The 24,550-nt window shown below is 63.6% G+C and carries 22 protein-coding genes; 12 read left to right on the top strand and 10 right to left on the bottom strand.

The window, feature by feature from the left end:
• Positions 1-73: 73 nt before the first annotated feature.
• Genes V3C40_RS25660 through hemC form a run of 4 tightly spaced genes read right to left on the bottom strand, consistent with a single transcriptional unit; the run spans position 74 to position 4,199 of the window.
• Positions 74-1,270: a heme biosynthesis protein HemY gene (locus V3C40_RS25660; protein WP_080698801.1), complete on the bottom strand. Its 1,197-nt coding sequence runs from the start codon at positions 1,268-1,270 to the stop codon at positions 74-76.
• Positions 1,271-1,274: 4 nt separating this feature from the next.
• Positions 1,275-2,423: a uroporphyrinogen-III C-methyltransferase gene (locus tag V3C40_RS25655; protein ID WP_058049383.1), complete on the bottom strand. Its 1,149-nt coding sequence runs from the start codon at positions 2,421-2,423 to the stop codon at positions 1,275-1,277.
• Positions 2,420-3,202 (bottom strand): uroporphyrinogen-III synthase, encoded by a 783-nt coding sequence (locus V3C40_RS25650; RefSeq protein WP_331778859.1) that lies wholly within the window; start codon positions 3,200-3,202, stop codon positions 2,420-2,422. The genes V3C40_RS25655 and V3C40_RS25650 overlap by 4 nt, the downstream gene beginning before the upstream one ends.
• Complete coding sequence (gene hemC, locus V3C40_RS25645; protein ID WP_331778858.1) at positions 3,195-4,199, bottom strand: hydroxymethylbilane synthase; 1,005 nt, start codon at positions 4,197-4,199, stop codon at positions 3,195-3,197. The genes V3C40_RS25650 and hemC overlap by 8 nt, the downstream gene beginning before the upstream one ends.
• 243 nt (positions 4,200-4,442) lie before the next feature.
• Between hemC and ppc the strand changes: the two genes are divergently transcribed.
• From ppc to V3C40_RS25630, 3 genes are all read left to right on the top strand, one after another.
• Complete coding sequence (gene ppc, locus V3C40_RS25640; protein WP_331778857.1) at positions 4,443-7,292, top strand: phosphoenolpyruvate carboxylase; 2,850 nt, start codon at positions 4,443-4,445, stop codon at positions 7,290-7,292.
• A gap of 179 nt (positions 7,293-7,471) precedes the next feature.
• Positions 7,472-9,268, top strand: coding sequence for a PAS domain S-box protein (locus V3C40_RS25635; RefSeq protein WP_331778856.1), 1,797 nt, complete (start codon positions 7,472-7,474; stop codon positions 9,266-9,268).
• A 55-nt stretch (positions 9,269-9,323) separates the two neighbouring features.
• A complete protein-coding gene (locus tag V3C40_RS25630; protein ID WP_331778855.1) occupies positions 9,324-10,463 on the top strand; it encodes an HAF repeat-containing protein in 1,140 nt (379 codons plus the stop codon).
• 57 nt (positions 10,464-10,520) lie between these two features.
• Here V3C40_RS25630 and rpoD read toward each other — a convergent pair whose 3' ends face one another.
• A complete protein-coding gene (gene rpoD, locus V3C40_RS25625; protein WP_331778854.1) occupies positions 10,521-13,079 on the bottom strand; it encodes an RNA polymerase sigma factor RpoD in 2,559 nt (852 codons plus the stop codon).
• A 580-nt stretch (positions 13,080-13,659) separates the two neighbouring features.
• On the opposite strand from rpoD, the gene V3C40_RS25620 reads away from it, so the two are divergent.
• The 3 genes from V3C40_RS25620 to V3C40_RS25610 are packed head-to-tail and all read left to right on the top strand — an operon-like array spanning position 13,660 to position 15,272.
• Entirely contained in the window at positions 13,660-14,169 is a 510-nt protein-coding gene (locus tag V3C40_RS25620) for a ProQ/FINO family protein (RefSeq protein WP_034758713.1), read from the top strand.
• A 9-nt stretch (positions 14,170-14,178) separates the two neighbouring features.
• The gene (locus tag V3C40_RS25615) at positions 14,179-14,826 is read left to right on the top strand and encodes a 3'-5' exonuclease (protein ID WP_034758726.1); all 648 of its coding nucleotides are present in this window, start codon (positions 14,179-14,181) and stop codon (positions 14,824-14,826) included.
• Between the two features lie 20 nt (positions 14,827-14,846).
• Positions 14,847-15,272, top strand: a complete 426-nt coding sequence (locus V3C40_RS25610; RefSeq protein WP_070304053.1) for an SMI1/KNR4 family protein — start codon at positions 14,847-14,849, stop codon at positions 15,270-15,272.
• Between the two features lie 21 nt (positions 15,273-15,293).
• Here the strand turns inward: V3C40_RS25610 and V3C40_RS25605 are convergent, their stop codons facing one another.
• Together V3C40_RS25605 and V3C40_RS25600 are read right to left on the bottom strand one after the other, a co-directional pair.
• Positions 15,294-15,641 (bottom strand): DUF4870 domain-containing protein, encoded by a 348-nt coding sequence (locus tag V3C40_RS25605; RefSeq protein ID WP_331778853.1) that lies wholly within the window; start codon positions 15,639-15,641, stop codon positions 15,294-15,296.
• Positions 15,642-15,730: 89 nt separating this feature from the next.
• The gene (locus tag V3C40_RS25600) at positions 15,731-17,152 is read right to left on the bottom strand and encodes an aminotransferase-like domain-containing protein (protein ID WP_331778852.1); all 1,422 of its coding nucleotides are present in this window, start codon (positions 17,150-17,152) and stop codon (positions 15,731-15,733) included.
• Between the two features lie 155 nt (positions 17,153-17,307).
• Between V3C40_RS25600 and V3C40_RS25595 the strand changes: the two genes are divergently transcribed.
• Together V3C40_RS25595 and V3C40_RS25590 are read left to right on the top strand one after the other, a co-directional pair.
• Complete coding sequence (locus tag V3C40_RS25595; RefSeq protein WP_442907316.1) at positions 17,308-18,030, top strand: c-type cytochrome; 723 nt, start codon at positions 17,308-17,310, stop codon at positions 18,028-18,030.
• Positions 18,027-19,301, top strand: a complete 1,275-nt coding sequence (locus V3C40_RS25590; RefSeq protein WP_070304056.1) for a cytochrome c — start codon at positions 18,027-18,029, stop codon at positions 19,299-19,301. Before V3C40_RS25595 ends, V3C40_RS25590 begins: the two co-directional genes overlap by 4 nt.
• A gap of 52 nt (positions 19,302-19,353) precedes the next feature.
• Here V3C40_RS25590 and V3C40_RS25585 read toward each other — a convergent pair whose 3' ends face one another.
• A complete protein-coding gene (locus tag V3C40_RS25585; protein WP_034758744.1) occupies positions 19,354-19,989 on the bottom strand; it encodes an SAM-dependent methyltransferase in 636 nt (211 codons plus the stop codon).
• 185 nt (positions 19,990-20,174) lie between these two features.
• On the opposite strand from V3C40_RS25585, the gene V3C40_RS25580 reads away from it, so the two are divergent.
• Positions 20,175-20,960 (top strand): head GIN domain-containing protein, encoded by a 786-nt coding sequence (locus tag V3C40_RS25580; RefSeq protein WP_331778851.1) that lies wholly within the window; start codon positions 20,175-20,177, stop codon positions 20,958-20,960.
• Positions 20,961-21,019: 59 nt separating this feature from the next.
• On the opposite strand, the gene V3C40_RS25575 is transcribed toward V3C40_RS25580, so the two are convergent.
• Together V3C40_RS25575 and purU are read right to left on the bottom strand one after the other, a co-directional pair.
• Positions 21,020-21,562: a YaeQ family protein gene (locus V3C40_RS25575; RefSeq protein WP_034758748.1), complete on the bottom strand. Its 543-nt coding sequence runs from the start codon at positions 21,560-21,562 to the stop codon at positions 21,020-21,022.
• Between the two features lie 39 nt (positions 21,563-21,601).
• Entirely contained in the window at positions 21,602-22,483 is an 882-nt protein-coding gene (purU, locus tag V3C40_RS25570) for a formyltetrahydrofolate deformylase (RefSeq protein ID WP_034758753.1), read from the bottom strand.
• Between the two features lie 344 nt (positions 22,484-22,827).
• On the opposite strand from purU, the gene V3C40_RS25565 reads away from it, so the two are divergent.
• From V3C40_RS25565 to V3C40_RS25555, 3 genes are all read left to right on the top strand, one after another.
• Entirely contained in the window at positions 22,828-23,340 is a 513-nt protein-coding gene (locus V3C40_RS25565; protein WP_072456539.1) for a phasin family protein, read from the top strand.
• 47 nt (positions 23,341-23,387) lie between these two features.
• Positions 23,388-23,768: a KGG domain-containing protein gene (locus V3C40_RS25560; protein WP_034758763.1), complete on the top strand. Its 381-nt coding sequence runs from the start codon at positions 23,388-23,390 to the stop codon at positions 23,766-23,768.
• 178 nt (positions 23,769-23,946) lie between these two features.
• Positions 23,947-24,459 (top strand): YgjP-like metallopeptidase domain-containing protein, encoded by a 513-nt coding sequence (locus V3C40_RS25555; protein ID WP_034758768.1) that lies wholly within the window; start codon positions 23,947-23,949, stop codon positions 24,457-24,459.
• Positions 24,460-24,550 lie beyond the last annotated feature (91 nt).

Below are 24,550 nucleotides of genomic sequence, written 5' to 3'. Positions count from 1 at the left end.
CAAGCTAGCAGCGCAAAAAAAAGCCGTTCAGTCTGCACTGAACGGCTTTTTTACGTCTGAAGAAACAAGTGGCTTACAGGATGGTCGCCAAGGCGCACTGCCGGTAATGGGCGGCAGCCTGTTCCGTCTGCTGCAAGGCGTCGTGCATCTGCGCCAGCTTCAGGTGGGCGTCGCGCACCATCTGCGGCTCGTTCGCGTCCGACAAGGCCTGCTCCAGGTGGCGCTGGGCCTTGCCCCACAGTTTTTGCTTGAGGCACAAGGTGCCCAGGGTCAGCGCCAGTTCCGCGTCGAGCGGACGCTGTTTCATCCATTGCTCGCAATGCTCGATCTGCAGCAGCAGGGCCGGCGTGCCGCTTGGCGCCGCCGCTTCGCGGTAGGCGCGCACAACGCGCTCGTCCCAGTCGGCGGCCAGCGACTCTTCGCACACGAGGCGCGCTTCATCGTGCAAGCCGCGCGCATTCAGGGCCGTGGCGGCGCGGCAGGCGATGTACGGCTTGACCCGGTCGCTGCTGGGCACGGTGGACCACACGCGCATCAAGGATTCCGCGTCATGCGACGGGTCAGACAGCAAATGGTCGTATGCCAGCTCGCGCAGGCGCGACGACAGGGCCGGATGCAGGGCGCGGTGCTTGTCGAGCGAACGCACGAGGCGCAGCACTTCCGGCCAGTTCTTCGCCTGCTGCTCGGCCTTGAGCGACCATTGCAGCGCATGGATGTGGCGCGTGCCGCTGGCATTGAGTTCGCGCACGGCAGCCAGGGCCGCTTCCGGCTGGTGGTCGTCGACCAGCAATTCCGTCACCGTCATCAACCGGGCCGTCTTCAGGCTGGCATCGCCTTCGACGCGGGAAAGCCAGCTGTCGCGGCGCTCGGACTGGCGCATGCGGTGCGCGGCGCGCGCGCCGATCAGCGCGGCCAGGCCGGCGTTTTCTTCCAGCTCGGCGGCGCGCAAGGCGGCCTTCTCGGCATGGCCGAAACGGCCTTCGAACAGGGCTTTCAAGGCTTCGCGCAAGCCTTTGTTGCCATCGCGCTCACGCTTGCGCTGGCGGTAGGCCGCCACTTGCGCCGGCATGCGCACGGTGGCGCGCACGGCGCGCACCAGCAGGTACAGCAGCACGAACAGCACGACCTGCAGCAGCAGGAAGAAGTTCAGCGACAAGTCGATGCGGTAAGGCGGATAGAACAGCACCACGTTGCCAGGGTTAAAACGGGCCGTCACGGCGATACCGATCGCCGCGGCCATCAGGGCGAGTAACCAGAGAAATAGACGCATGGGCTCAGGACTTCGCTTTGTAGTTGCGCACAGCCGTCAGGCTGTCGGACAAGGTTGGCATTTCGATGGCCAGGTTGCTGCCCTGCACCTGGCGCAGCAGCGCTTGCGCCGTCTGCGTGCTCTTGGCGCGGGTGTCGAAATACTTGGCCAGCGCATCCTGCGCAGCGATCAAGTCGTTACGGAAAGCCGTTTCATTGCGCGACAACAAGGCCATGCGGGCATTGAGCAGGCGCAGTTTGACGTTTTCACGCAAGAAATACGATTGCGTCGGCGACAGCATCAGCGCTTCCGGCGTATCGACGCGGCGGATGCGGATCAACTGGCGCACGTCGGCCCACATGTCGCCGCTCCAGGTATTGAAGCCGTCGCGTACTTTTTGCAGCATCGGTTCCGGCGCCGGTGGACCCACCAGCTTGCCGGCGGCATCGCGCACGGGCTTGGCCTTGCCCGGCTTTTCCGGCGCGGCCGGCAAGGCCGGCGTTTCGTCGGACAGCATCGGCAAGGAATCGATCTGGGCGATCACGGCGTCGAGGCGCAGGGCTACGCCCGTCGAATCGACGCTAGGCAGGGCCTTGAGTTTTTCCATGTCGCGCCCGATGGCGCGGCGGATGGTGATGAATTGCGGCTTGTCCGAGCGCGACAGGCTGCGGTCCGCATTTTGCAGGGCGATCAGCGCGCCGGGCACGTTGCCGGCCAGTTGCAGCTGCTGGCTGGCCGTCGACAGCACTTGCTCGATTTCCGTCAGCGCCCACTCGTCGCGGTTCTTCGACAAGTCGTTATACAGTTGTTCCAGGGCCAGCTGCTGGCTTTGCGTTTCGCTCTGGCGGTTTTCCAGCGCGCCCACCTTGATTTCCAGCTCTTTCGTGCCTTCTTGCACGTTGCGCGCCAGCACGCCCGTTTCGGCATTGCTGACATCGCCCTTTTGCAGGCGCTTGGCCACTTCTTCGCGCAGGTTGCGGATCTGCTTGCTGGTCGACCAGCTTTGCGCAGCCAGCAGCACGGCCAGCACGATGACGGCGATGCTCATGGGCTTTTGCAGCTGTTCCAGCAAGGTCGGCGCGCGGCCGGCAGGTTGGTCGGCCGCCTGCGGCGCCGTCTTCACGGCGCTGCCAGGCGTTGCATTCGGTTCGGAGAGTGTAGGCATTTCGTTCATGGTCGTGATTGTAACGCGGCGAGCACTCCTGCGTCGCCTGATCCTGTCAGGGTGACACGGGCAAAACCCAGGGCCGCCGCCGTTTGTGCAATGCGGGCGTGCGGCACGATCAGATGCTGCTGTTGCATTTTTACAACAGCCGTCTTTTCAGCATCCATTTCGCCCAGCAGCGCCAGCAAACCGCGCAGCGCTTCCGAGCTGGTGATGATCCAGTCATTATTATGCTGCAACAGATTTTCCAGGGTCGCCCGCAAGGCCGGCGTCAGCGTCGGCACCTTGCGGCGGTAGGCCGTAACGAACTCGACTTCGGCGCCGGCCGCGCGCAAGCCGTCGGCCAGGTAATCACGTCCGCCATCGCCGCGCACGATCAGCACGCGCTTGCCGCGCAGGGCCGGCAAGTCCAGCGCCAGCAATAAATGTTCGGAATCGCTGCGCGCCGTGTCAAACGGACTGGTGATGGCCGCGTTGGCCTCCGTCACGCCATGCGCGGCCAGGGCCATCCGGCTGCCCTCGCCCACGACGGCCAGCGGCACGCCTGGCGGCCAGGCGGGCAAGTGCGCAAAGACGCAATCGATGGCGTTCGGCGAGACGAACGCCACCAGGTCAAAATCGCGCAGGCGCGCCAGCACGGCCTGCAAGTGCGCGCATTCGTCCTCGCCGTCAAGCGCATGGATTTCCAGCAGCGGCAGCAGCTGCACGGGCAAGCCCAGCGCCGCGATGTGGGCGGCCAGCGGCCCCGCTTGCGCCGCAGGCCGCGTGATCACCACGGTGTCAGGCATGCGGCGCCAGGCCTTCATGGTTGTCGGGTGTGACGGCGCACGAGGCGAGGATGCCGGCGGCGTCTTGCCCGCGCAGCAGTTCGGCCACCTGTTCGCCCAGCAGTTCGGGCGCCGCGGCCGGGCCACTGACGTCGGCGCTGGCCATGCGCGCGCCGTCCGGCGTGGCGACCATGGCGCGCAAACGCATCTGCTCGCCCTCGACCGTGGCGAAGGCGGCCAGCGGAATCTGGCAGCTGCCGCCGAAAATCTTCGACACCTTGCGCTCGGCCGTGACGGCTTGCGCCGTGGCCGCGTGGTTCAGCGGCGCCAGCAGGCGCACGAGGTCGGCGCCGTCCGCGCGCCCGCTGCGGATCTCGATCGCCATGGCGCCCTGGCCTGCCGCCGGCAGGCTGTCTTCCGGCGCCAGCACGGCGCGGATGCGCGATTCGAGCCCCAGGCGCTTCAGGCCGGCGGCGGCCAGGATGATGGCGGCGTAGTCGCCACGGTCGAGCTTGCCCAAACGCGTATCGAGGTTGCCGCGCAGGGGCAGGATCGTCAGGTGCGGATAACGGGCGGCGATCAGCGACTGGCGACGCAGGCTGCTGGTGCCGACGACGGCGCCATGCGGCAGCTCGGCCAGGCTGGCGTAATCATTCGACACGAACGCGTCGCGCGGGTCTTCGCGCTCGAGGATGGTGGCCAGGGCAAAGCCTTCAGGCAACTCCATCGGCACGTCTTTCAGCGAATGCACGGCCAGGTCGGCGCGGCCCTCTTCCATCGCCACTTCCAGCTCCTTGACGAACAGGCCCTTGCCGCCTACCTTGGACAAGGCGCGGTCCAGAATCTGGTCGCCGCGTGTGGTCATGCCGAGAATTTCAACGCTACACTGCGGATACAGGGCGGCGAGGCGCGCACGCACGTGTTCGGCTTGCCACATGGCAAGACGGCTCTCGCGCGTGGCGATCACCAGGCGGGCAGGAATATTCAATTCGTTCGGGGTCAATTCGGATGCTTTCAAAACAAGTTCTTTCGCTGTGGCTGTCGTTGTCATTATCGTTGCCATTTCGCCCGTCCGATATCAATTTGTATCGGAATGGCGCCCGGCGTCGCTATAATCGTTATCCCTTGGCCTAGAAGGCCAAGTCAGGCTAGCGTCCATGTTGAAGACCACAAATTTTATCATGCGCCCCCTCCCCTCTGCGGCCAAACGCCCGGTGCGATCCACATTCCCTTGCTTTTACACTTACTTTGGTTCTTTATTATGCTCAATGACGCAGTAGCACCAGAAATAGTTCCAGCGGCCGGCTCCGACAAGGACGCGCCACTGAAAGAAGACATCCGCCTGCTGGGCCGCCTGCTGGGCGACGTGCTGCGGGAACAGGAAGGCGACGCCGTCTTCAATGTGGTGGAAACCATACGCCAGACTTCCGTGCGCTTCCGCCGCGAAGCGGACGCGGACGCGGCCCTGGAACTGGACGCCATGCTCAAGGAACTGAGCCGCGAACAGACGATTTCCGTCGTGCGCGCCTTTTCCTACTTTTCGCACCTGGCCAACATCGCGGAAGACCAGCACCACATCCGCCGCCGCCGCGCCCACCTGCTGGCCGGCTCGCCAGCGCAAAAGGGCAGCGTCAGCTTCGCGCTGAAAAAACTGCGCATGGCCGGCGTGCCGCGCAAGACCGTCGACACCTTCTTCCAGGACGCCCTGATCGCGCCCGTGCTGACGGCCCACCCGACGGAAGTGCAGCGCAAGAGTATCCTCGACGCCGAGCACGACATCGCCCGCCTGCTGGCCGAGCGCGACTTGCCGCAGACGCCAAAAGAACGGCAAGCCAATATGCAGCTGCTGCGCTCGCGTGTCGCCACCCTGTGGCAGACGCGCATGCTGCGCTACTCGAAGCTGACGGTGGCCGACGAGATCGAAAACGCCCTGTCCTACTACCGCATCACCTTTTTGCGCGAACTGCCGGGCCTGTATGACGATATCGAGGAAGACATCGCCGCCGAGTACCCGAACGGCGACGGCACGATAGACCCGATCAACGCCGCCTACGTGCAGATGGGCAGCTGGATCGGCGGCGACCGCGACGGCAACCCGAACGTCAACGCGGGCACCATGCAGCATGCGCTGGCGCGCCACGCCACCACCATCCTCGATTTCTACCTCGACGAAGTGCACGCGCTGGGCGCGGAATTGTCCGTCTCGACCCTGATGGTGGGCGTGAGCGCCGAACTGCAGGCGCTGGCCGACCAGTCGCCGGACGCTTCGCCGCACCGCAGCGACGAACCGTACCGCCGCGCCCTGATCGGCATCTATGCGCGCCTGGCCGCCACGGCCCGCGCGCTGGGCGCCACCAACATCCTGCGCAAGGAAGTGGGCGCGGCGGCCGCCTACCCTGACGCGGCCGCCTTTGTCGCCGACCTGCGCACCATCGTCGCCTCGCTCGAATCGCACCACGGCGCTGCCCTCGTGCGCCCGCGCCTGGCGACCCTGGCGCGCGCGGCCGACATCTTCGGCTTCCACCTGGCGTCGCTCGACATGCGCCAGACCTCGGACGTACACGAGCGCGTGCTGGCCGACCTGTTCGCGAAAAGCGGCGTGGCCGCCGATTACACGTCCCTGTCCGAGGAAGACAAACAAGCGCTGCTGCTGAACGAACTGGCCCAGCCGCGTTTGCTGTACTCGCCCTACATTGCCTACGCCACGGAAACGGATTCCGAGCTGGCGATCCTGCGCGCGGCGCGCGACATCCGCCAGCGCTACGGCGCGCGGGCCATTCGCAACTACATCATCTCGCACACGGAAACCGTGTCCGACTTGCTGGAAGTATTGCTGCTGCAAAAAGAAACAGGCTTGCTGCGCACCGACTGGAAGGCCGGAGGCGACGGCGACAGCACGTGCGAGCTGATGGTCATCCCCCTGTTCGAGACGATCCCCGACCTGCAGCGCGCGGCCGGCATCATGAGCCAGGTCATGGCCTTGCCCCTGGTAAAACAATTGATCGCCAAGCAGGGACAGCTGCAGGAAGTCATGCTCGGCTATTCCGATTCGAACAAGGATGGCGGCTTCCTCACGTCGAACTGGGAGCTGTACAAGGCGGAACTGGCGCTCGTGTCCGACTTTCAAAAGGCCGGCGTCAAGCTGCGCCTGTTCCATGGCCGCGGCGGCACGGTGGGCCGTGGCGGCGGCCCCAGCTACGAAGCCATCCTGGCCCAGCCGCCGGGCACCGTCAACGGCCAGATCCGCCTGACGGAACAAGGCGAGATCATCGCCTCGAAGTTTTCCAACGCGGAAATCGGCCGGCGCAACCTGGAATTGCTGGTCGCCGCCACCCTGGAAGCGAGCCTGGCGCCGCAGGAAGCCAATCCGGCCCGCAACGGCCAGCTGGCGCAGTTCGAAGCCGTGATGGCGCAATTGTCGGACCTCGCCTATCACGCCTACCGCCACCTCGTGTATGAAACGCCAGGCTTTACGGAGTATTTCTTCTCGGCTACGCCGATTGCGGAAATCGCCGAGCTGAACCTCGGTTCGCGCCCCGCCTCGCGCAAGGCCAACCAGCGTATCGAAGACTTGCGCGCCATTCCCTGGGGCTTTTCCTGGGGCCAGTGCCGCTTGCTGCTGCCGGGCTGGTTCGGCTTCGGCAGCGCCATCGAAGCCTGGATCAATCAGGCCGACGGCGATGCGAAAGATGACAGGATCGCCACCCTGCGCGCCATGTACGCCGAATGGCCATTCTTTGCCACCCTGCTGTCGAACATGGACATGGTGCTGGCCAAGACGGACCTGGCGATCGCCTCGCGCTATGCGGAACTGGTGGCGGACCAGGGCTTGCGCGAACGCATCTACAAGCGCATCACGGACGAGCATGGCAACACCTTGCGCTGCCTGGAGCTAATCACCGGCAATACGGAACGGCTGGCGGGCAATCCGCTGCTGGCCCGCTCGATCCAGAACCGCTTCGCCTATCTCGACCCGCTGAACCACTTGCAGGTGGAATTGATCAAGCGCAACCGCACCCTGTCCAACGCCGGTAAAGTCGACGAACGGGTGCACCGCGGTATCCAGCTGTCGATCAATGGCGTGGCGGCAGGCCTGCGCAACACGGGCTGATCACGTCAAACTGCCATCGGCAGGCAGGGGCCGGCACCGCAAGGGCCGGCCCTTTTGCTTGCTCAATGGAAAAATATTCTCAAGAAAGCAACATTTGGTATTACACTAGCGTGGAATATCCTCCCCCCACTCCGGCGCCAGGCGCACCGCAGCGGCCAACCACGACGCCAGGAATGCGGATGAGCAAATGGTCGATTGAAACGCTGGGTGCAGCATGCGCCGCCATCATCCTGGTCGTGCTGGGCTGGCTGGCGGGCGCGGCCTGGCAGGAACTCAACTTCTGGGAACATGTCTGGCTGTCGCTGCTGCTGGCGACCGCTGGCGGCATCGCACTGTGGCTGCTGCGCGTGCTGCGCAACCACCTGGCCGGCACGCGACTGCAGCTCGACGCCAGCGTCATGCGCTACCGCGACCTGAGCGAGACGGCGCAGGACGGGATGTGGCAAACGGACGCGGAAGGCACGATATTGCATCTCAACCAGCGCCTGTGCGACATGCTGGGCATCCCGGCGGAAAAGCTGCTGGGCCACAAGATGAGCGAATTCCACGATGAAGCGACCTTGCTGCGCCTGTGCCCGCTGAGACGCACGCAGGAACACAGCTGCATGGGCGAACTGCAGTACTGGCACAGCGACGGATCGGAACGCTGGGCCATGATCAGCGGCCGCTGCCTGCACGACCAGCTGGGCACCTTGACAGGCGCGCTCGTGCTGGCCAACGACATCACGGAACACAAGCGGGCCGAACACGCGCTCAGCGTCGCCCATGCGGAGCTGGAAAGCCGCGTGGCCCTGCGCACGGCCCAGCTGCTCGACGTGAATCTCCAACTGTCCGCGGAAATCGCCATGCGCGCGCAAACGGAAGCGGCCCTGGCGCGCAGCGAGGAACGGCTGCAGGACATCATTTCCATGATGCCCCTGTCGCTGTTCCTCAAGGATGCCGATTCGCGCATCTTGCTGATGAACCAGGCTTGCGAACAGCAATGGGGCGTGCGCCAGCAGGACATCGCCGAAGGACGCGACCTGCAGCACTTTCCCAGCGATCAGAACGTGGGCTTCCACGCGGCGGACCGGGAAGCGTTTGCCAGCCGCAAGGTGGTGATCCGCGAAGAATTGGTATGGAACGCGCAGTTGCAGGAAAACCGCCTGGTGCAGACGCACAAGAAACCCGTGTTTGACGCCCACGGCCGGCCGCAGATGATCATCGCCATGGCCATCGACATCACCGACAGCAAGCGCAACGAGGAAAACCTGGAACGCACCCTGGCCCAGCTGCGCGAATTGACCGACCACCAGCAAACCATCAAGGAAGAAGAGCGGCGCCGCATCGCGCTCGACATTCATGACGACCTGGGCCAGAACCTGATGGTGCTGCGCATCGATGTGTCGCTGCTGCACGCGCGCACGGCCAAGGGCCATCCGCGCCTGCACCGCCACGCGCAGCGCGTGCTCGACACCATCGATACCACCATCCGCTCCGTGCGCACCATCATCAATGACTTGCATCCCAGTACTCTCGAGCTGGGACTGGGCCCCGCGGCCGAATGGCTGATCCGCCAGATGGAGGGCCGCGGCGCCATCCGCTACCGGCTCAAGCTCGACAGCGAGGCGCCGGACCTGGGCCTGGACCAGCGCCAGACGTCGGCCATCTTCCGCGTGCTGCAGGAATCGCTGTCGAACATCGTGCGCCATGCCCAGGCCAGCGAAGTGGAAGTGGCGCTGGAGCAGGACGCGGACGCCATCGTGCTGCGCATCAGCGACAACGGCATCGGCATGCAGCCGGGCGACCACGGCAAGCGGGCCGCCTTCGGTCTGAAAAGCATACGCGAACGTGTCCACGCGCTGGGCGGCGAACTGCGTATCGACAGCCAGGCCGGCCAGGGCACGGTGCTGGCCATCCACTTGCCGCGGGCCAGGAAAGGCGCGCCAGTCAACCATGACGCAACACAAGAATTGGCAAAAACAGTAGAAAATTAAGTATGTATTTTCGACATTAAAAAGTATAGTAAGTTTTTTCTTTGAGGAAACTATCATGCCGCCACGGTTCTCCCGGCTCCCCGCCCCACTGCTCGGCCTGTGCCTGCTGGCCGCCGTCTCCACCGCCAGCGCCACCATCTATGCCGAACGGGGCTTTGGTGAAAGGGATGGCAATGGCAGCATCGCGTCCGACCTGAACCCGGCGGGCCTGGTGGCCGGCATCATCATGGAGGAAGAAGGACGGCGCCGCGCCGTGACGTACCAGCATGGCCGCATCCGCGAGCTGGGCACCCTGGGCGGCGATGAAGGTTTCACCAAGGCCATCAATATCCATGGCGTGGTGGTCGGTTCGGCGCAGACGGCCAGCGGCGCCTGGCACGCCTTCCGCTACGATGCGGCGGGCGGCATGCGCGACCTGGGCACGCTGGGCGGCACCAGCAGCTACGCCACGGCCATCGCGCGCGGCGGCCAGGTGGCCGGCTATGCCGATACCAGCGGCGGCGATTTCCACGCCTTTGTGACGGAAGCCGACCACACCCTGCAAGACCTGGGCACCCTTGGCGGCGCCAGCAGCTATGCCAGCGGTCTGAACAGCCATGGCGTGGTGGTGGGCACGGCCCAGCGCGGCGATGGCTACCGCCGCGCCTTCGTCTACCGCCCCGGCGCGGGCATGCAGGAAATCGGCACCCTGCCCGGCGGACGCATCAGCTCGGCCACCGCCATCAACGACGCGGGCCTGATCGTGGGCGCCTCGGAAACGGAAAAGCGGCGCTGGCACGCCTTTGCCTGGGACGGCAAGCGCATGCTCGACCTGGGCGCCATGATCGGCCAGGGCGACAGCTACGCCACGGCGGTCAATGCGGCCGGACACGTGGTCGGCAGCGTCAACATCAACGGCTATGAACCGATGACCTTTGTCTACAAGGAAGGCGTGATGACGGTGCGCCGCCGCGACGACGGCCTGTACCTGACCAACAAGATCACGGACGCCGGGCTGGTGGTGGGCGCCGTCTACACGGGGCATAAATTCCAGGCCTTCGCCGTGCCGTCGCAAGCGTCGCCGCCACCGCCGCGCCGCAACCCGCTGGACTGGCTGTTCCTCACCTTCATCCTCGGCGCCAGCGGCGTGGCGCTGTACAAGCTGCAGCGCCATCACCGCGCCGGCCTGCCAGGCCAGCGCACGTATTTTATGTAAGCAACGCTGGGGATGGACGAAAAAAAAGAGGCTTGCGCCTCTTTTTTTTGTGACTGCTTAGTTTTGCGTCAGGAAAGTTTTCAGCTTGTCCGAACGCGAAGGCTGGCGCAGCTTGCTCATGGCTTTCGCCTCGATCTGGCGGATGCGCTCGCGCGTCACGTCGAACTGCTTGCCCACTTCTTCCAAGGTGTGGTCGTTCGACATTTCCACGCCGTAACGCATGCGCAGCACTTTCGCTTCGCGCGGCGTCAGGGAGTCGAGCACTTCCTTGATCACGTTGCGCATCGATGCGTGCAGCGCGGCGTCCAGCGGCGCCAGGGTCGTGTTGTCTTCGATGAAGTCGCCCAGTTGCGAATCGCCATCTTCGCCCATCGGCGTTTCCATGGAAATCGGCTCTTTCGCGATCTTCATGATTTCGCGCACCTTGTTTTCCGGCATTTCCATCTTGACGGCCAGGGTCGCCAGGTCCGGCTCGCTACCCGTTTCCTGCATGATCTGGCGCGAGATGCGGTTCATCTTGTTGATCGTTTCGATCATGTGCACCGGCACGCGGATGGTGCGGGCCATGTCGGCGATCGAACGCGTAATGGCCTGGCGGATCCACCAGGTGGCGTAGGTCGAGAACTTGTAGCCGCGGCGGTATTCGAATTTATCCACGGCCTTCAGCAGACCGATGTTGCCTTCCTGAATCAGATCGAGGAATTGCAAGCCACGGTTGATGTATTTCTTGGCGATCGAAATGACCAGGCGCAAGTTGGCGACCGTCATTTCGCGTTTCGCGTGACGGGCACGCTTTTCGCCGGCAGCCATCTGCTTGTTGATCTTGCGCAAGTCAGCCAGCGGCAAGGCCACGCGCGCTTGCAGGTCGATCATCTTCTTTTGCAGTTCCTTGACGGCAGGCACGTTGCGGCTGAGGATGGCGCTGTACGGATACTTGCAATCGACTTCGCGGTCGACCCATTCCAGGTCACATTCATTGCCCGGGAACACCTTGATGAAGTGGGCGCGCGGCATGCCGCATTTGTTCACGCACAGTTCCAGCACGGCGCGCTCGATGTGGCGCACTTCTTCCATCTGGCCACGCAGAGTGTCGCACAGCTTTTCCACGACCTTGGCCGTGAAGCGGATGCCCAGCAATTCCTGCGAAATGGCTTCCTGCGCCTTGATGTAGGCTTTCGAGTTGTAGCCCTCGGGCGCCTTGCGCATCTTGTCGTACTGCGTCGAAATGACGTTGAATTTCTCCAACGCATTCTTTTTCAGCTGGGCCAATTGTTCGCTCGAGAAACCGGCCGCGCCGCCATTGGCGTCGCCGTCTTCTTCCTCGGCTTCTTCTTCCTCTTCCTCGTCGTCACCGCTGGCGGCGGCAGGCGCGGCGGCAGCGGCTGGCGCCGGGGCATTGCTTTCGTTCAGATCGACGAAGCCGTCGACCACTTCATCGACCTTGATTTCGTCGCGCGCAATTTTTTGCGACAGCGCAACGATTTCACCGATCGTGGTCGGGCAGGCGGAAATGGCCTGGATCATGTCTTTCAAGCCGCCTTCGATGCGCTTGGCGATCTCGATCTCGCCTTCGCGCGTCAGCAGCGCCACGGCGCCCATTTCACGCATGTACATGCGCACGGGGTCGGTGGTGCGGCCGAAGTCGGAGTCCACGGTCGACAAGGCGGTCGCGGCGGCCGCTTCCACTTCATCGTCGCTGGTGACGGTGGCGACGTTGTCAGTCAACAACAGGCTTTCCGCGTCAGGGGCGCGCTCGTAGACGGCGATGCCCATGTCGTTGAAGGTGGCGATGATGCCTTCGATCGCTTCCGGATCGATGATGTTCTCCGGCAATTGGTCATTGATCTCGGCATAGGTGAGGAAACCGCGTTCCTTGCCCATGTTGATCAAGCCCGTGATCTGCTTGCGGCGGCGTTCCAGGTCCGCTGCCGAGGCTTCCGGATCGCCCAATGCGTCCGCCAGGCCGCCCTTGGCCTTGCGGTCGCGCGCTTTCGACACGGCCTTCAGTTCGGCGCGTTCGACGGCGTTCAGTGCTGCCACTTCATCGTTTTCCGGCGTGAATTCGCTTGGTTTGCGGCCACGGCGGCCTGGCACCTTGACGGTTGGCAGGAAGTAATTCGACGTATCGATGGCGGCCAGGGCATCGGCGTCCGTGGTCTTGCTGACCACTTGCGCGCCGGTGATGATGGTCACGGGCGCCGCTTCCGGCTTGGCGCGCACGACTTTCGAACGGGCTGCCGTCACCACTTTGTTCGTGGCGGCGCTTTCGCTGACCTTGCGCGGCGCGGCCGGAGCCTTAGCGCCAGGGGCGATCTTCACGCTTGGCGTCTTCGCCGGGGCGGCTTCAGCGGCCTCGGTCACGTCGGCAACAGCCTCGGCGGCTGGCGCGCTGACGGCCGCTTCCGCAGCTGCATCGGCCGGTGGCACGGCGGCCAGGCGCGAGCGGCTTTTCTTCACCACCGTGACGACGGTCGGCGCCGTCGTGACGGTGGCTTCCGGATTCGCTTGCGCATTATCGATGAAGTAAGATAAAGTCGTTTTGGGTACGGCAAGTGGTGCCGCGGCTGGGCGTGGCGCCTTGGCGGACAACGTTAAAGTTTTTGGCGTATTCTTCATGAGATATCTCTTAATGCGAGACCAGATGGTGTCGGCGCGAAGTGAATGATTCCACCTAAGCCTGCGAAACCGGACTCGATGGAGCGTATTGTTGCGGCTGCCGTGTTAACGGCAGCGGCGCCTGTCTATCGGGACGTTCAAAGCCCGCGCATCCGTCATGCGGAGCGGCGGGGCCGAAGCCGGGTCAGATAAATAAGCGATGTACATTGCGGAATGAAAAAAAGCCCGTACCAGAACGGGCTTGAATCTATTGTTGTTCAGTGAAGACACAGCGGAGAGCAAGATTATGCACGAAGGCCAGTTATCTGGATAATTGATAAGAGGAATATCCGATATCAAAAATACTAATAATTGGGATCCTGTACCGCACTGCTCCTATCCCCTGCACACCTGAGCCAGACCGTCAAAAACGGGGTCCAGTCATCAGCGCAAGCCGACATTATACACATTTCCCGCATTTCGCGCTGCGTCCGCTGTAGCGCGGACCCGCCTATCGCAGCGCAAGTTGCGCGCAAGTTGCCAAAAAAGACAATGCACTTGCCTGTGGCGCGTGCTATGCTCCCCTTTTATAGCCCAACCAATGATGTCGATGACCAGCTCCACGCCAGACCAGCAAGCCACCACTCCTGACACGCCAGTCGATGCAGCCCCAGCGGCGGCACCGGCCGCAGCGACCACGCCGGCGCCTGCCGGCCTGACCGCGCGCGCGCTGCTGAAGCAGTTCCAGGAGCAATTCCCGCCATTCCGCGATTGCCTGCCCTTGTCGATCGGTATCGACAAGCAGATCCTGGCACGCCTGCCGGACCTGGACCGCAAGCTGATGCGCACGGCGCTGGGCATCCACACGGGTTCGCTGCGCTACCTGCGCGTGATGGAAAAAGCCAAGGTACGCTACGACCTCGACGGCACGGCCGGCGCGGAAGTGACGCAAACCCACCGCGACCACGCCACGCAAGTATTGCAGCAGCGCTTCAAGAAGGAAGCCGAGCGCAAGAAAGCCGAGCGCGATGCAGCGGCCGCCGAAGAAGCAAACCGCTTGCGCCTGGAAAAACTGAATCAGCTGACCGCGAAATTCTCGCGCAAAGGCTGATCCGGTTTCATGGACACAGCTGCCGCACCGCCACTGCCCCCGTATCAAGGCATCGCCCTCGACCACGTCAAGCTGGTACGCACCAGCGATGATGCAAAAGCGGCCATGGCCGCGCTGCTGGCAGCGGACGCCATCGGCTTCGATACGGAATCGAAGCCGACGTTCGTCAAGGGCGAGTCTTCCACGGGGCCCCATCTGATCCAGCTGGCCACCGACGACATCGCCTACCTGTTCCAGGTGGGCAGCACGCCGGCGCCGGCCCTGGCCGAACTCAAAGCCATCCTCGAATCGACCACCACCCTGAAAGTGGGCTTTGGCCTGTCCGACGACGTCAAGCGCCTGCGCAACAAGCTCGGCATCGCGCCAGCCCAGGTGCTCGACCTGTCCGTCGCCCTGCGCGGCGGCCAGCGCAACGACCTGGGCGCGAAGACGGCCGTGGCCAAGTTCTTCGGCCTGCACCTGCAGAAATCGAAAAAAATCTCCACCACAAACTGGGCCACCTCGCGCCTGACGGAAAAGCAGATACTGTACGCGGCCGACGATGCGCAAGTGGCCCTGCGCGTGTACCGCCGCTGGATCGCCGAAGGCGGCAAGGTCACGCCGCAAAAAGCCCCGCGCGCCAGCACGCCACCAGCCACGCCGCCCGCTCCCGCCTGAAACTGGCGCCTTCCTGCAGCATGAACAAGAACAAGTCCATCGGCACCACGCTTGAGGCGATCGCCGCCGCCGAACAGGCGCTGGAGCGAGCGCTGCCCGCGTCCTACGTGCAATGGTTGTTGGAGAACAATGGCCGCGCGCTGGGCGCCTTGAGCATATTTCCCGTCTACGACGCGGCCAATGCGCGCAAGACGTGGGAATCAATCGAGCGCCACTACAACACGGGCTGGCAGGAATGGCTGAGGAATGTGGGTGGCGGCAACGAGGCCAGCGCCCTGCTGCCCTTCGCCCAGTTCGGCACGGGCGATTACTATTGTTTTGACTATGCGCAAACGGGGCCATCGGGCGAGCCCGTGGTCGTGCTGTGGTCGCATGAAACAGGCGCCACCAGCACGGTGGCACCCGACTTTGCGTCATTCCTGATACTGCCCGGCCGGCCGGGCTGAAACCCGGCGGCCGGCGCAGCCTTATTTGACCAGGCGCAAGGTCAGCGGATAGCGGTAAGTGAAGCCATTGCTGGCCTTGACGGCCGCGACGATCGAGCACACCAGGTTGGCCAGCGCCACGATCCAGAACAGGAACAGGCCGATCAGCACGAACGACAGGATGAAGCAGGCGAAATACCAGATGATCAGGGTGATCTGGAAATTGAGCGCTTCGCGGGCGTTCTCGGCCGAGAATTTATCCGCATCATCTTTCTTGATCAGGTAAATGATCAGCGGCGCCACCCAGCTGGTGAACAGGCCGCCAACATGGGACAGAATGGCCATCGTCGTATCTTGCGTACGGCCCACTTCCGGCTGCGTGTTATCCATTATCATTCCCATCATTAGTTATAGATACATCAATATAGCAGCAATATTTCCTTTTGGAATGAAACACTTGCTACCGCAAGGGACTTTTTTCATGTGCCGCTTGCCGCCGCCTGCGCCAGCCGCCCCAGGGTGGCAATCGCCTCTTCCAGTTGCGGACTCCACGGGTGGCCGTAATTGAGGCGAATGCAGTGGCGAAACGCGCGCGTGGCGGAAAAGATGGGGCCGGGCGCAATGCTGATGCCGGCCGCCAGCGCGCTGCGGTGCAAGGCCAGCGCATCGATACCCACGGGCATTTCCACCCAGACAAAATAGCCGCCTTGCGGCCGCGTCACACGCGTGCCGGGCGGAAAATGCACGGCGATGGCTTGCAGCATGGTGTTTTGCTGCGCAGCCAGGGTCAGCCGCAGCTGGCGCAAGTGACGATCGTAGCCGCCCTGCGCCAGGTAGTCGGCCAGCGCCATCTGCAGGGGGATGGGCGCCGACAGGCTGGTCGTCAGTTTCAGGCGCTCGACCTGGCGCGCATAGCGGCCCGCCACGGCCCAGCCCAAACGAAAACCGGGTGCCAGGGTCTTGGAAAACGAGCTGCAATGCATCACCAAGCCCGCGCTGTCGTGGCTTTTCGTCAGGCCGGGGCGCTGCTTGCCAAAGTACAGCTCGCCATACACGTCATCCTCGATCAGCGGCACGTCGTGGCGCGCCAGCAATTCGACCAGCGCGCGCTTCTTTTCCGGCGGCATCAGGCTTCCCAGCGGATTCTGGAAACTCGTCATCAGCCAACACGCCTTGGGCTGGTGGCGCTGCAACAGCTCTTCCAGCGCGGCCAGGTCGACACCATCGCGGGGGCTGGTGGCGATCTCGACGGCCTTGAGTTCCAGCCGCTGCAGCGCCTGCAAACAGGCATAGAAGCTGGGCGACTCGATCAGCACCGTGTCGCCGGGCCGAGTGACGGCTTGCAGGCACAGGTTCAGCGCTTCCAGCGCGCCATTCGTGATGACGATGTCGTCGCTGGAAACGGGCACGCCGTCGAGCTGGTAGCGCAGCGCGATCTGGCGGCGCAGTTCCGCATTGCCCAAGGACAAATCCGTGACGGTGCTCCACGGGTCGAGACGGCGCATGCTGGCAGACACGGCCCGCGCCAGCCGTTCCATGGGAAACAGATGCGGGCTGGGAAACGCCGAGCCGAAGGGCACGATATCGCGCGCGCCCACGGCGCCCAGCACTTCGAACACGAGGTCGCTGACGTCAACCGTGGTGCTGGCGGCCAGCGGATGGGAACTGTCCGGCTCGGGCGCCAGCGCGGCGCGCTGCGGCGCCACGTAATAGCCGGAGCGGGGACGCGAGACGATCATGCCGCGCGCTTCGAGCAAATAATAGGCCTGGAACACCGTCGACGGGCTGACGCCCCTGCGCGCATGCTGCTGGCGCACGGACGGTAACTTATCGCCAGGCAGCAACATCTGCGCGCTGATCATGGCGGCGACTTCTTCCGCCAACTCCTCATATCGTTTCAACCCTGCTCCTCAAACTGATCCGTAGTTTTATTGCACAACTGATCCTGTCACAGTAACAGCACCCGGTATATGCTAGGCTCATAAAAATTAGCCGGGCAGCAACACCGGTACACAATATCGACCGACGAGACAGGCTATTTTCCATGCAACTCTCCATGCTACCGCATTCCCTCTCCATGCTGGCCCTGGCCCTCGTGCTGCCCGGCATGGCATTGGCCGCGCCCGCTGCCATCTCCGCCAGCCACGACAGCCTGGAGCAACGCATCAAGGCGTGCACGTCCTGCCATGCGCAAGAGGAAAAGCACGATGCCTTCTTTCCCCGCATCGCCGGCAAGCCTGCCGGCTACCTGTACAACCAGTTGCTGAACTTTCGCGAGGGGCGGCGCCAGTATCCGCTGATGAACTACATGGTCGAACACTTGTCTGACGATTACCTGCGCGAAATTGCCGAGTATTTTGCGGCACAACACCCTGCCCCGCCGCCGGCCCAGCCCAGCGGCGCCGGCGCGGTCGCTCTGGCGCGGGGACAGCAACTGGTGCTGCGCGGTGACGCCGGCAAAAAGATTCCCGCCTGTATCGCCTGCCACGGCCAGCAGCTGGCCGGCGTGGCACCCGCCATCCCCGGCTTGCTGGGCTTGCCGCGCGACTATATCAATGCCCAGCTGGGCGCGTGGAAGAACGGCATCCGCCGCGCCCACTCACCGGACTGCATGGCGCAAGTGGCGCAGCGCCTGTCCGACGCGGATGTGGGCGCCGTCTCGGCCTGGCTGGGCACGCAGGTGGCCAGCGCCGATGCGCGCCCCGCCAGCGGCATCACCGTGTCCTTGCCGCTGCATTGCGGCGGCGTGCCCGGTTCCAGCGCGCAGGTGGCGCCATGAAAAAATGGATGATCGCGCTTGCCGGCGTCGCCATCGTTGCGGCCGGCGCCAAATTCCTCCTGTGGCCGGCGGACGACATGGGGCCGCCCGCCGTAGCCAGCACCCTGAGCCAGGAACAGCTGGTCGCGCGCGGCGCCTACCTGGCCAAGGCGGGCGACTGCATGGCTTGCCACACGACGCGCGGCGGCGTGCCCTACGCGGGCGGACGGGCCTTGCAGACGCCGTTCGGCAAGGTGCTCTCGCCCAACATCACGGCGGACAAGGAAACGGGCATCGGCAGCTGGACGGCCGACGATTTCTGGCGCGCCATCCATAACGGCAAATCAAAAGATGGCCGGCTGCTGTATCCGGCCTTTCCCTACACCAGCTACACCAAGGTGCGGCGCGAAGACAGCGACGCCCTGTACGCGTATTTCCAGAGCGTGCCACCGCACAAACAAGCGAACGCGCCGCACGCGCTGCGCTTTCCCTACAACCAGCAGATCGCGCTGGCCGCCTGGCGCGCCCTGTATTTCAAGCCGGGCGTGTACCAGCCGCTCACAAACAAAAGCATGGAATGGAACCGCGGCGCCTACCTGGTACAGGGCCTGGGCCACTGCAGCGCCTGCCATAGCAGCCGCACGACCCTGGGCGGCAGCGACGACGGCCTGTCGGGCGGCCTGATCCCCGTGCTGGGCTGGTACGCGCCGTCGCTGACGTCGGATGCGGAAGCGGGCCTGGGCGACTGGGACACGGCGCATATCGTGGAATTGCTGAAAACGGGCGTGTCGCCGCGCGCCACCGTCTTCGGCCCCATGGCCGAAGTCGTGCGGCAAAGCTTGCAGCACATGAGCAACGCCGACGTGCAGGCGATGGCCGTCTATCTGAAAAGCCTGCCCGGTCCCGCGCAGCCCGCACAACGGGCGCCACGCGACACGTCGGAGCAAGCCAGGCAGCAACTGGCGCTGGGCGCGAAACTGTATGAGGCGCAATGCGCGAGCTGCCACCAGGCCGACGGCAAGGGCGTGCCGCCCGGCTACCCGCCGCTGGCCGGCAACCGCGCGCTGACGACGCAGTCGGCCGTCAACGCCATCCGCCTCGTGCTCAACGGTGGCTTCGCGCCCGGCACCCGCGGCAACCCGCGTCCCTACGGCATGCCGCCGTTCGGCCCCGTCATGGATGATGCAGAAGTGGCAGCCGTGGTCACGTATCTGCGGGCGTCGTGGGGCAATGATGCGCCGGCGGTTTCTGCGCTGGAAGTCAATAAATACCGCAGCGTGCCGCTGGAATAGGAGACATGAAAAAGCCGGCTTGCGCCGGCTTTTTCATGAACCACAGCAATCCTCAGCGGAACTTGCTCTTGTGCCCCGTCTTCAAGTCCAGCGCATAACGCACGCCATTGTCTGTCAGCATGACTTCATCGGGCGGCTCTTCGCCGGCCAGGGCGCCGTCGATCAAAGGCAAGCCTTCACCCTTGCGCATCAGGTCGTCGCAGCGCTCGTACACGTTCGCGCAACCGGTGGACGCCATCAGCGATTGCACGATGGCCACTTTCCACGCGTCGACGCCGCCGGCGTTGAATTCGCAGATCAGATAGCCTTGCACGCCGCCGAACAGCTGCACCACCAGGCCCGGCAAGCCCTCGTCCTCGCCCTTGATCAGGGTCAGCAGCTGGTTTTCGCCCGCCTTCTTGATGGCCGGCAGTTTTTTCTCGATGGCGGCCTTGACCCTGCGCTTGATCAGCGCGTGGTCGACCGGTTCGTCTTCCTTGAAGCTCCAGATGCGCGCGCGGATCTGCGACTTCGAATTGTAGGCGGCGCGGGCGATGAACTGCTTCGACGAGCTTTGCACGATGGCGGTCGAGCCGGGCTTCATTTTTTCCTGCGGCTTGCCTTCGACTTTTTCAATCGCGGATGCGTAAATCCACGATTGGCCCAGCAAGCTCTTTTCCTTGCCCTGTTTGATGGTGATGATCAGCATGTAATTCCAGTAGTGTGAGCGGCGCGTGCCGCTCGTCGTATGTCCCACCGACATAATACCTCATGCCATCCTGTCGCAGCCTCCTGCATTCCATGCCGCTGCTGGCGCAGTCTGTCGCAGGACGGTACGCAGACGCGGCCGGCTGGCATACCATGCTCTCATACCAATTCCAACAGGGAACAAGAATGACACCGATACTTTTCCACCGCAGCCACGCCAGCGCCGCGACCGCCCTGCTGCTGGCCGCCTGCGCGCTGGCCATCCCTGCCGCGCCGGCGCTGGCGTCGCCGCTCGACTGGATTTCCGGCAACAGCATCCAGGGCAGCGGCAAGCTGCAAAAGCAGACGCGCGACGTGGGCAGTTTCCATGCCGTGGCGCTGAACGTGCCGGGTACGGTCGAACTGCGCATCGGCAACACGGACAGCGTCACCATCGAAGCGGACGACAATATTCTGCCGCTGATCGATACGGCCGTGGAAAACGGCACCCTGCGCATCCGGCCCGCCAAGCGCAACGCCAACTTCCGCCAGAGCAGCCTGACCATCGTCATCCAGGCGCGCCAGGTGGAGCGCGTCAGCGTGGGCGGCTCGGGCAACATCACCGCAACGGGCTTGCGCGCCGAGAACCTGCGCTTCGACGTGGGCGGTTCCGGCGCCATCCACGCGCGCGACCTCGACAGCCGCCAGGTGTCCATCGCCATCGGCGGCAGCGGCAGCTTCAAGGCCAGCGGCAAGACGGAGCAGCTGACGGCGTCGATCGGCGGCTCGGGCAATATCGAGGCGGGCCACCTGGCCGCGCGCGAAGTGCAGGTGAGCATCGGCGGCTCGGGCGAAGCCACCGTGTGGGCCAAGCAAGACTTGGCCATCAGCATCGGCGGTTCTGGCGAAGTGAGCTACTACGGCGACCCGCGCATCAGCCGCAGCATGCAGCGTTCGAGCAGCATCCGCCGCCTGGGCAGCGCGCCGAATTAATCAACCGCAATGCAAAAAGCCCGGATCGCTCCGGGCTTTTTGCGTTTCAAACAGTCAAATCAGCGGGCCGGCTTGACCGGTTCGCGGTCGATCAGGACCGTGTTGACGCTGTCCGTCAGCCAGATCTGGCCATCCTGGATCGTGCATTGCAGTTGCATGTTGCGCTGCGCCAGCTTGCTCATGTCTTGCGCCGCCTCGGATGGCAGGTTGATCACGGTCAGGTTCTTCGCCCGCTCCAGTTTATTCGCGATCTGCTTCCACCAGATGTGGCTGGTTGCGCCATAGCTGTAGACGATGACCTGTTCCGAACGTCCGCACGCCTTGAGGATGCGCTTTTCGTCGGGCTGGCCCACTTCGATCCACAGCTGGATGGCGCCCGTCAAGTCTTTCTGCCACAGGTCGGGCTCTTCCGTGTCGAACAGGCCCTTGGTAAACGTCAGCGCCTCGTCGGCATGGATGGCGAACGCCAGCAGGCGCACCATCATGCGCTCGTCCGTCTCGGACGGATGGCGCGCCAGGGTCAGCGCATGATCCTGGTAGTAATTGCGGTCCATGTCGGCGATCTGCAGATCGGCTTTGAAAATTGTTGCTTTGAGGGCCATCGTGTTTCTGTCTCGGTAAAGTGAATAGTGAAGTCGGTATCAGCGGAAAACCACCGTCTTGTCGCCATTTTTCAGGATGCGGTGCTCGACGAACCATTTCACGGCGCGCGCCAGCACCACGCACTCGACGTCGCGGCCGATGGCCGTCAGGGTTTCCGCATCCATCGCATGGTCGACGCGCTCGACGTCCTGCTCGATGATCGGGCCTTCGTCCAGGTCGCCCGTGACGAAATGGGCCGTCGCGCCGATCAGCTTGACGCCGCGGTGATGCGCCTGCGCATACGGCTTGGCGCCCTTGAAGCTGGGCAGGAAGGAGTGGTGGATATTGATGGCGCGGCCATCGAGCGCCTGGCACAGGCCCGGCGACAGGATTTGCATGTAGCGCGCCAGCACTACCAGGTCGATCTTGTGCGTGTCCATGAGGTCGATGATCTTCGCTTCCTGCGCCAGCTTGGCCGCTTCCGGCGCGCCGGTGGCCAGCGGCAGGTGGTGGAAGGGAATATTGTAGCTGGCCGCCAGTTGGTAGAACTCCATGTGGTTCGACACGATGGCGGGAATTTCCACGTTCAGCAAGCCGCTCTTGTAGCGGAACAGCAAATCGTTCAGACAGTGGCCGATCTTCGACACCATCAGCATGACGCGCGGCTTGACGCGCGCATCGTGCAATTGGCCATGGAAAGCGCCGTTCAGCTGCATGGCTTGCGACAGGTCGGCGAAGTCGCTGCGCAACTGGGCGTCGCTGACGGCGCCGTCTTCCAGCGCGAAATGCACGCGCATGAAGAACAGCTGGGATTCCTGGTCGCCAAATTGGGCGGAATCGAGGATGTTGCAGCCGTGTTCGGCCAAGAAGCCGGAGACGCGGTGCACGATGCCGCGCTGGTCCAGGCAGGACAGGGTCAGGATGTATTCGGGATGCGTCATGGTCGCGGAATCAGGTAAAAAGTAAGGCTATGCTCGGCTCAGCCACGCGCGCCGGCCATCGGCTGCGCTGCCGCGAGCCGGCTATTGTCGCACGGCCGGGCCTGTAAACATGCATTTTCCACACAAGCGGCATGGCTGCCGACTGCGGCGACCTGATTGACGTTCATTTGATCTGGCACAAAGTGATTGCGTTTTTCCATCTGCCAGCCCTCATTCTCGCGCCAAACCGGCATCTGCCATGGAACCTGGCACGCCGTTGGGCGTCTATCTCTTTGCTTGTTTCACCATACGTCGCACCCGGCGCACCGGGTGTTTCCCGGATCAGTTTTTCATTGAGGTAGAACATGTTCACAAACAGTATTTCCCCCAGTCTCAGCCCCGCCCTGAAGTCCCATCTCGAGGCCCAGTGCAGTTTCGCCACGGAACTATCGCGCAAGATGTTCGATACGGTGCAGCAATTGAGCGAGCTGCATCTGCGGCTGGCGCAAGACCTGCTGCAGGAATGGAGCAACGCCAGCCAGCAACTGCTGTGCGCACGCGACACGGGCGAGTTCATGTCGATGGCCGCCGGCCAGCTGCAGCCAAGCGGCAACAAGCTGCGCCAGTACCAGCAGCAACTCGGCAATCTCGTCGCCAACGCCAATGTCGAAATGAACCGCACGGCAGAAAATCACCTGCCCGAAGCGCGCCGCACGGCCGTGGCCTTCGCTGACGAAGTGGTGCGCAAGACGGCGGAAGAAACGGAAAAAGCCGCGCAACGCCAGCGTGAAATGATTGAAAAAATGCATGCCACGGGCCACCGCGACGGCGCGGGCAGCAGCCGCGATACCAGCAGGCAATCCGAGCAGGCGCATTGAGCACCTGCATTGACCACTTGACCCCACTCGACAGCAAGGAGAGCGATATGGCTAGCAATCAAGGAAATGAACAGGGCAAAGGCGCTGGCAGCAGCCAGAAAACCAGCGAATCGGGCAGCGCCAAAGGCACGAGCAAACGCGGTTTCGCCGCCATGAATGAGGAGCAGCAACGCGAAATTGCCAGCAAGGGCGGCCAGGCAGCCCATCAAAAAGGCACGGCGCATGAATTCGACTCGGAAGAAGCACGCCGGGCCGGGCAGAAAGGCGGCGAAGCCGTCAGCCGCAACCGCGAACACATGGCGGAAATCGGCCGCAAAGGCGGCGAAAGCCGGCAATCGGCCCAGCGCGCCAATGAAAGCCGCAGCACGGCGGCGCGCGGCGGCGGCACTGGCCGGCAGGGCGGCAAGGACGAAGACGACAAGGGCTGACCAGAGTTGACAGGACTGCCCGGGCTGAGCGGCTTGGCCCGGCAGCGCACGGCTTGACGCAGGAAGGCGCGGGGCGGCCCTGGCGGCCCCATGCAAGGGCTGGCGCAGCGCCAGGGGCGGCGGTATGGTACATTCTCGCCTTACCGACACCTCCGCGCCACGTCCCGCCCTTCCCCGCATGCAGCCATCCCTGAAATACCTGAGCGCCTATTCCGAACAAACGCAAGCGCAAGTGCAGCAACTGATCGCACAGGACAAGCTGGGCGACGTCCTGTTGAAACGCTATCCGAACGCGCACGATGTGCGCAACGACAAGGCTTTGTATCAGTATGTGCAGGACTTGAAGAATGAATTCCTGCGCAATGCCGAGCCCATCAACAAGGTGGCGTTCGACAGCAAGATCCATGTGATCCAGCATGCGCTGGGCTTGCATACCTCGATCTCGCGCGTGCAGGGCGGCAAGCTCAAGGCCAAGCATGAAATCCGCGTGGCCACCATGTTCAAGGAAGTGCCGCTGGAATTCCTGCGCATGATCGCCGTGCACGAACTGGCGCACGTCAAGGAAAAGCAGCACGACAAGGCGTTCTACAAGCTGTGCACGTATATGGAACCGCAATACCACCAGTACGAATTCGACGTGCGCCTGTACCTGACCCAGCTCGACCTGTCAGGCCAGCGCCTGTGGTCATGAAGTCCTGGTCATGACATCCATGTAAAAATGCCGCCCGGCATACAACTGGGCGGCATTTTTACTGATGCGCCGGCATGACCGGCGCCATGTT

The sequence above is a fragment of the Janthinobacterium sp. LS2A genome, assembly GCF_036543145.1.
GTDB lineage: Bacteria > Pseudomonadota > Gammaproteobacteria > Burkholderiales > Burkholderiaceae_D > Janthinobacterium > Janthinobacterium aestuarii.
Note: the sequence above shows the minus strand (reverse complement) of the source record. Positions and strands in the feature narration are given on the sequence as shown.

Bases quoted from the DNA above. Each gene is read 5' to 3' on its own strand.
- rpoD (WP_331778854.1), bottom strand. From the start codon at position 13,079: ATGAAGAATACGCCAAAAACTTTAACGTTGTCCGCCAAGGCGCCACGC.
- V3C40_RS25660 (WP_080698801.1), bottom strand. From the start codon at position 1,270: ATGCGTCTATTTCTCTGGTTACTCGCCCTGATGGCCGCGGCGATCGGT.
- purU (WP_034758753.1), bottom strand. From the start codon at position 22,483: ATGACGCATCCCGAATACATCCTGACCCTGTCCTGCCTGGACCAGCGC.
- V3C40_RS25605 (WP_331778853.1), bottom strand. From the start codon at position 15,641: ATGGATAACACGCAGCCGGAAGTGGGCCGTACGCAAGATACGACGATG.
- V3C40_RS25580 (WP_331778851.1), top strand. From the start codon at position 20,175: ATGACACCGATACTTTTCCACCGCAGCCACGCCAGCGCCGCGACCGCC.
- V3C40_RS25560 (WP_034758763.1), top strand. From the start codon at position 23,388: ATGGCTAGCAATCAAGGAAATGAACAGGGCAAAGGCGCTGGCAGCAGC.
- V3C40_RS25595 (WP_442907316.1), top strand. From the start codon at position 17,308: ATGCTACCGCATTCCCTCTCCATGCTGGCCCTGGCCCTCGTGCTGCCC.
- V3C40_RS25615 (WP_034758726.1), top strand. From the start codon at position 14,179: ATGGACACAGCTGCCGCACCGCCACTGCCCCCGTATCAAGGCATCGCC.
- V3C40_RS25555 (WP_034758768.1), top strand. From the start codon at position 23,947: ATGCAGCCATCCCTGAAATACCTGAGCGCCTATTCCGAACAAACGCAA.
- V3C40_RS25575 (WP_034758748.1), bottom strand. From the start codon at position 21,562: ATGGCCCTCAAAGCAACAATTTTCAAAGCCGATCTGCAGATCGCCGAC.
- V3C40_RS25620 (WP_034758713.1), top strand. From the start codon at position 13,660: ATGATGTCGATGACCAGCTCCACGCCAGACCAGCAAGCCACCACTCCT.
- V3C40_RS25655 (WP_058049383.1), bottom strand. From the start codon at position 2,423: ATGAACGAAATGCCTACACTCTCCGAACCGAATGCAACGCCTGGCAGC.
- V3C40_RS25635 (WP_331778856.1), top strand. From the start codon at position 7,472: ATGAGCAAATGGTCGATTGAAACGCTGGGTGCAGCATGCGCCGCCATC.
- V3C40_RS25590 (WP_070304056.1), top strand. From the start codon at position 18,027: ATGAAAAAATGGATGATCGCGCTTGCCGGCGTCGCCATCGTTGCGGCC.
- V3C40_RS25630 (WP_331778855.1), top strand. From the start codon at position 9,324: ATGCCGCCACGGTTCTCCCGGCTCCCCGCCCCACTGCTCGGCCTGTGC.
- V3C40_RS25650 (WP_331778859.1), bottom strand. From the start codon at position 3,202: ATGCCTGACACCGTGGTGATCACGCGGCCTGCGGCGCAAGCGGGGCCG.
- V3C40_RS25610 (WP_070304053.1), top strand. From the start codon at position 14,847: ATGAACAAGAACAAGTCCATCGGCACCACGCTTGAGGCGATCGCCGCC.
- V3C40_RS25565 (WP_072456539.1), top strand. From the start codon at position 22,828: ATGTTCACAAACAGTATTTCCCCCAGTCTCAGCCCCGCCCTGAAGTCC.
- V3C40_RS25585 (WP_034758744.1), bottom strand. From the start codon at position 19,989: ATGCTGATCATCACCATCAAACAGGGCAAGGAAAAGAGCTTGCTGGGC.
- ppc (WP_331778857.1), top strand. From the start codon at position 4,443: ATGCTCAATGACGCAGTAGCACCAGAAATAGTTCCAGCGGCCGGCTCC.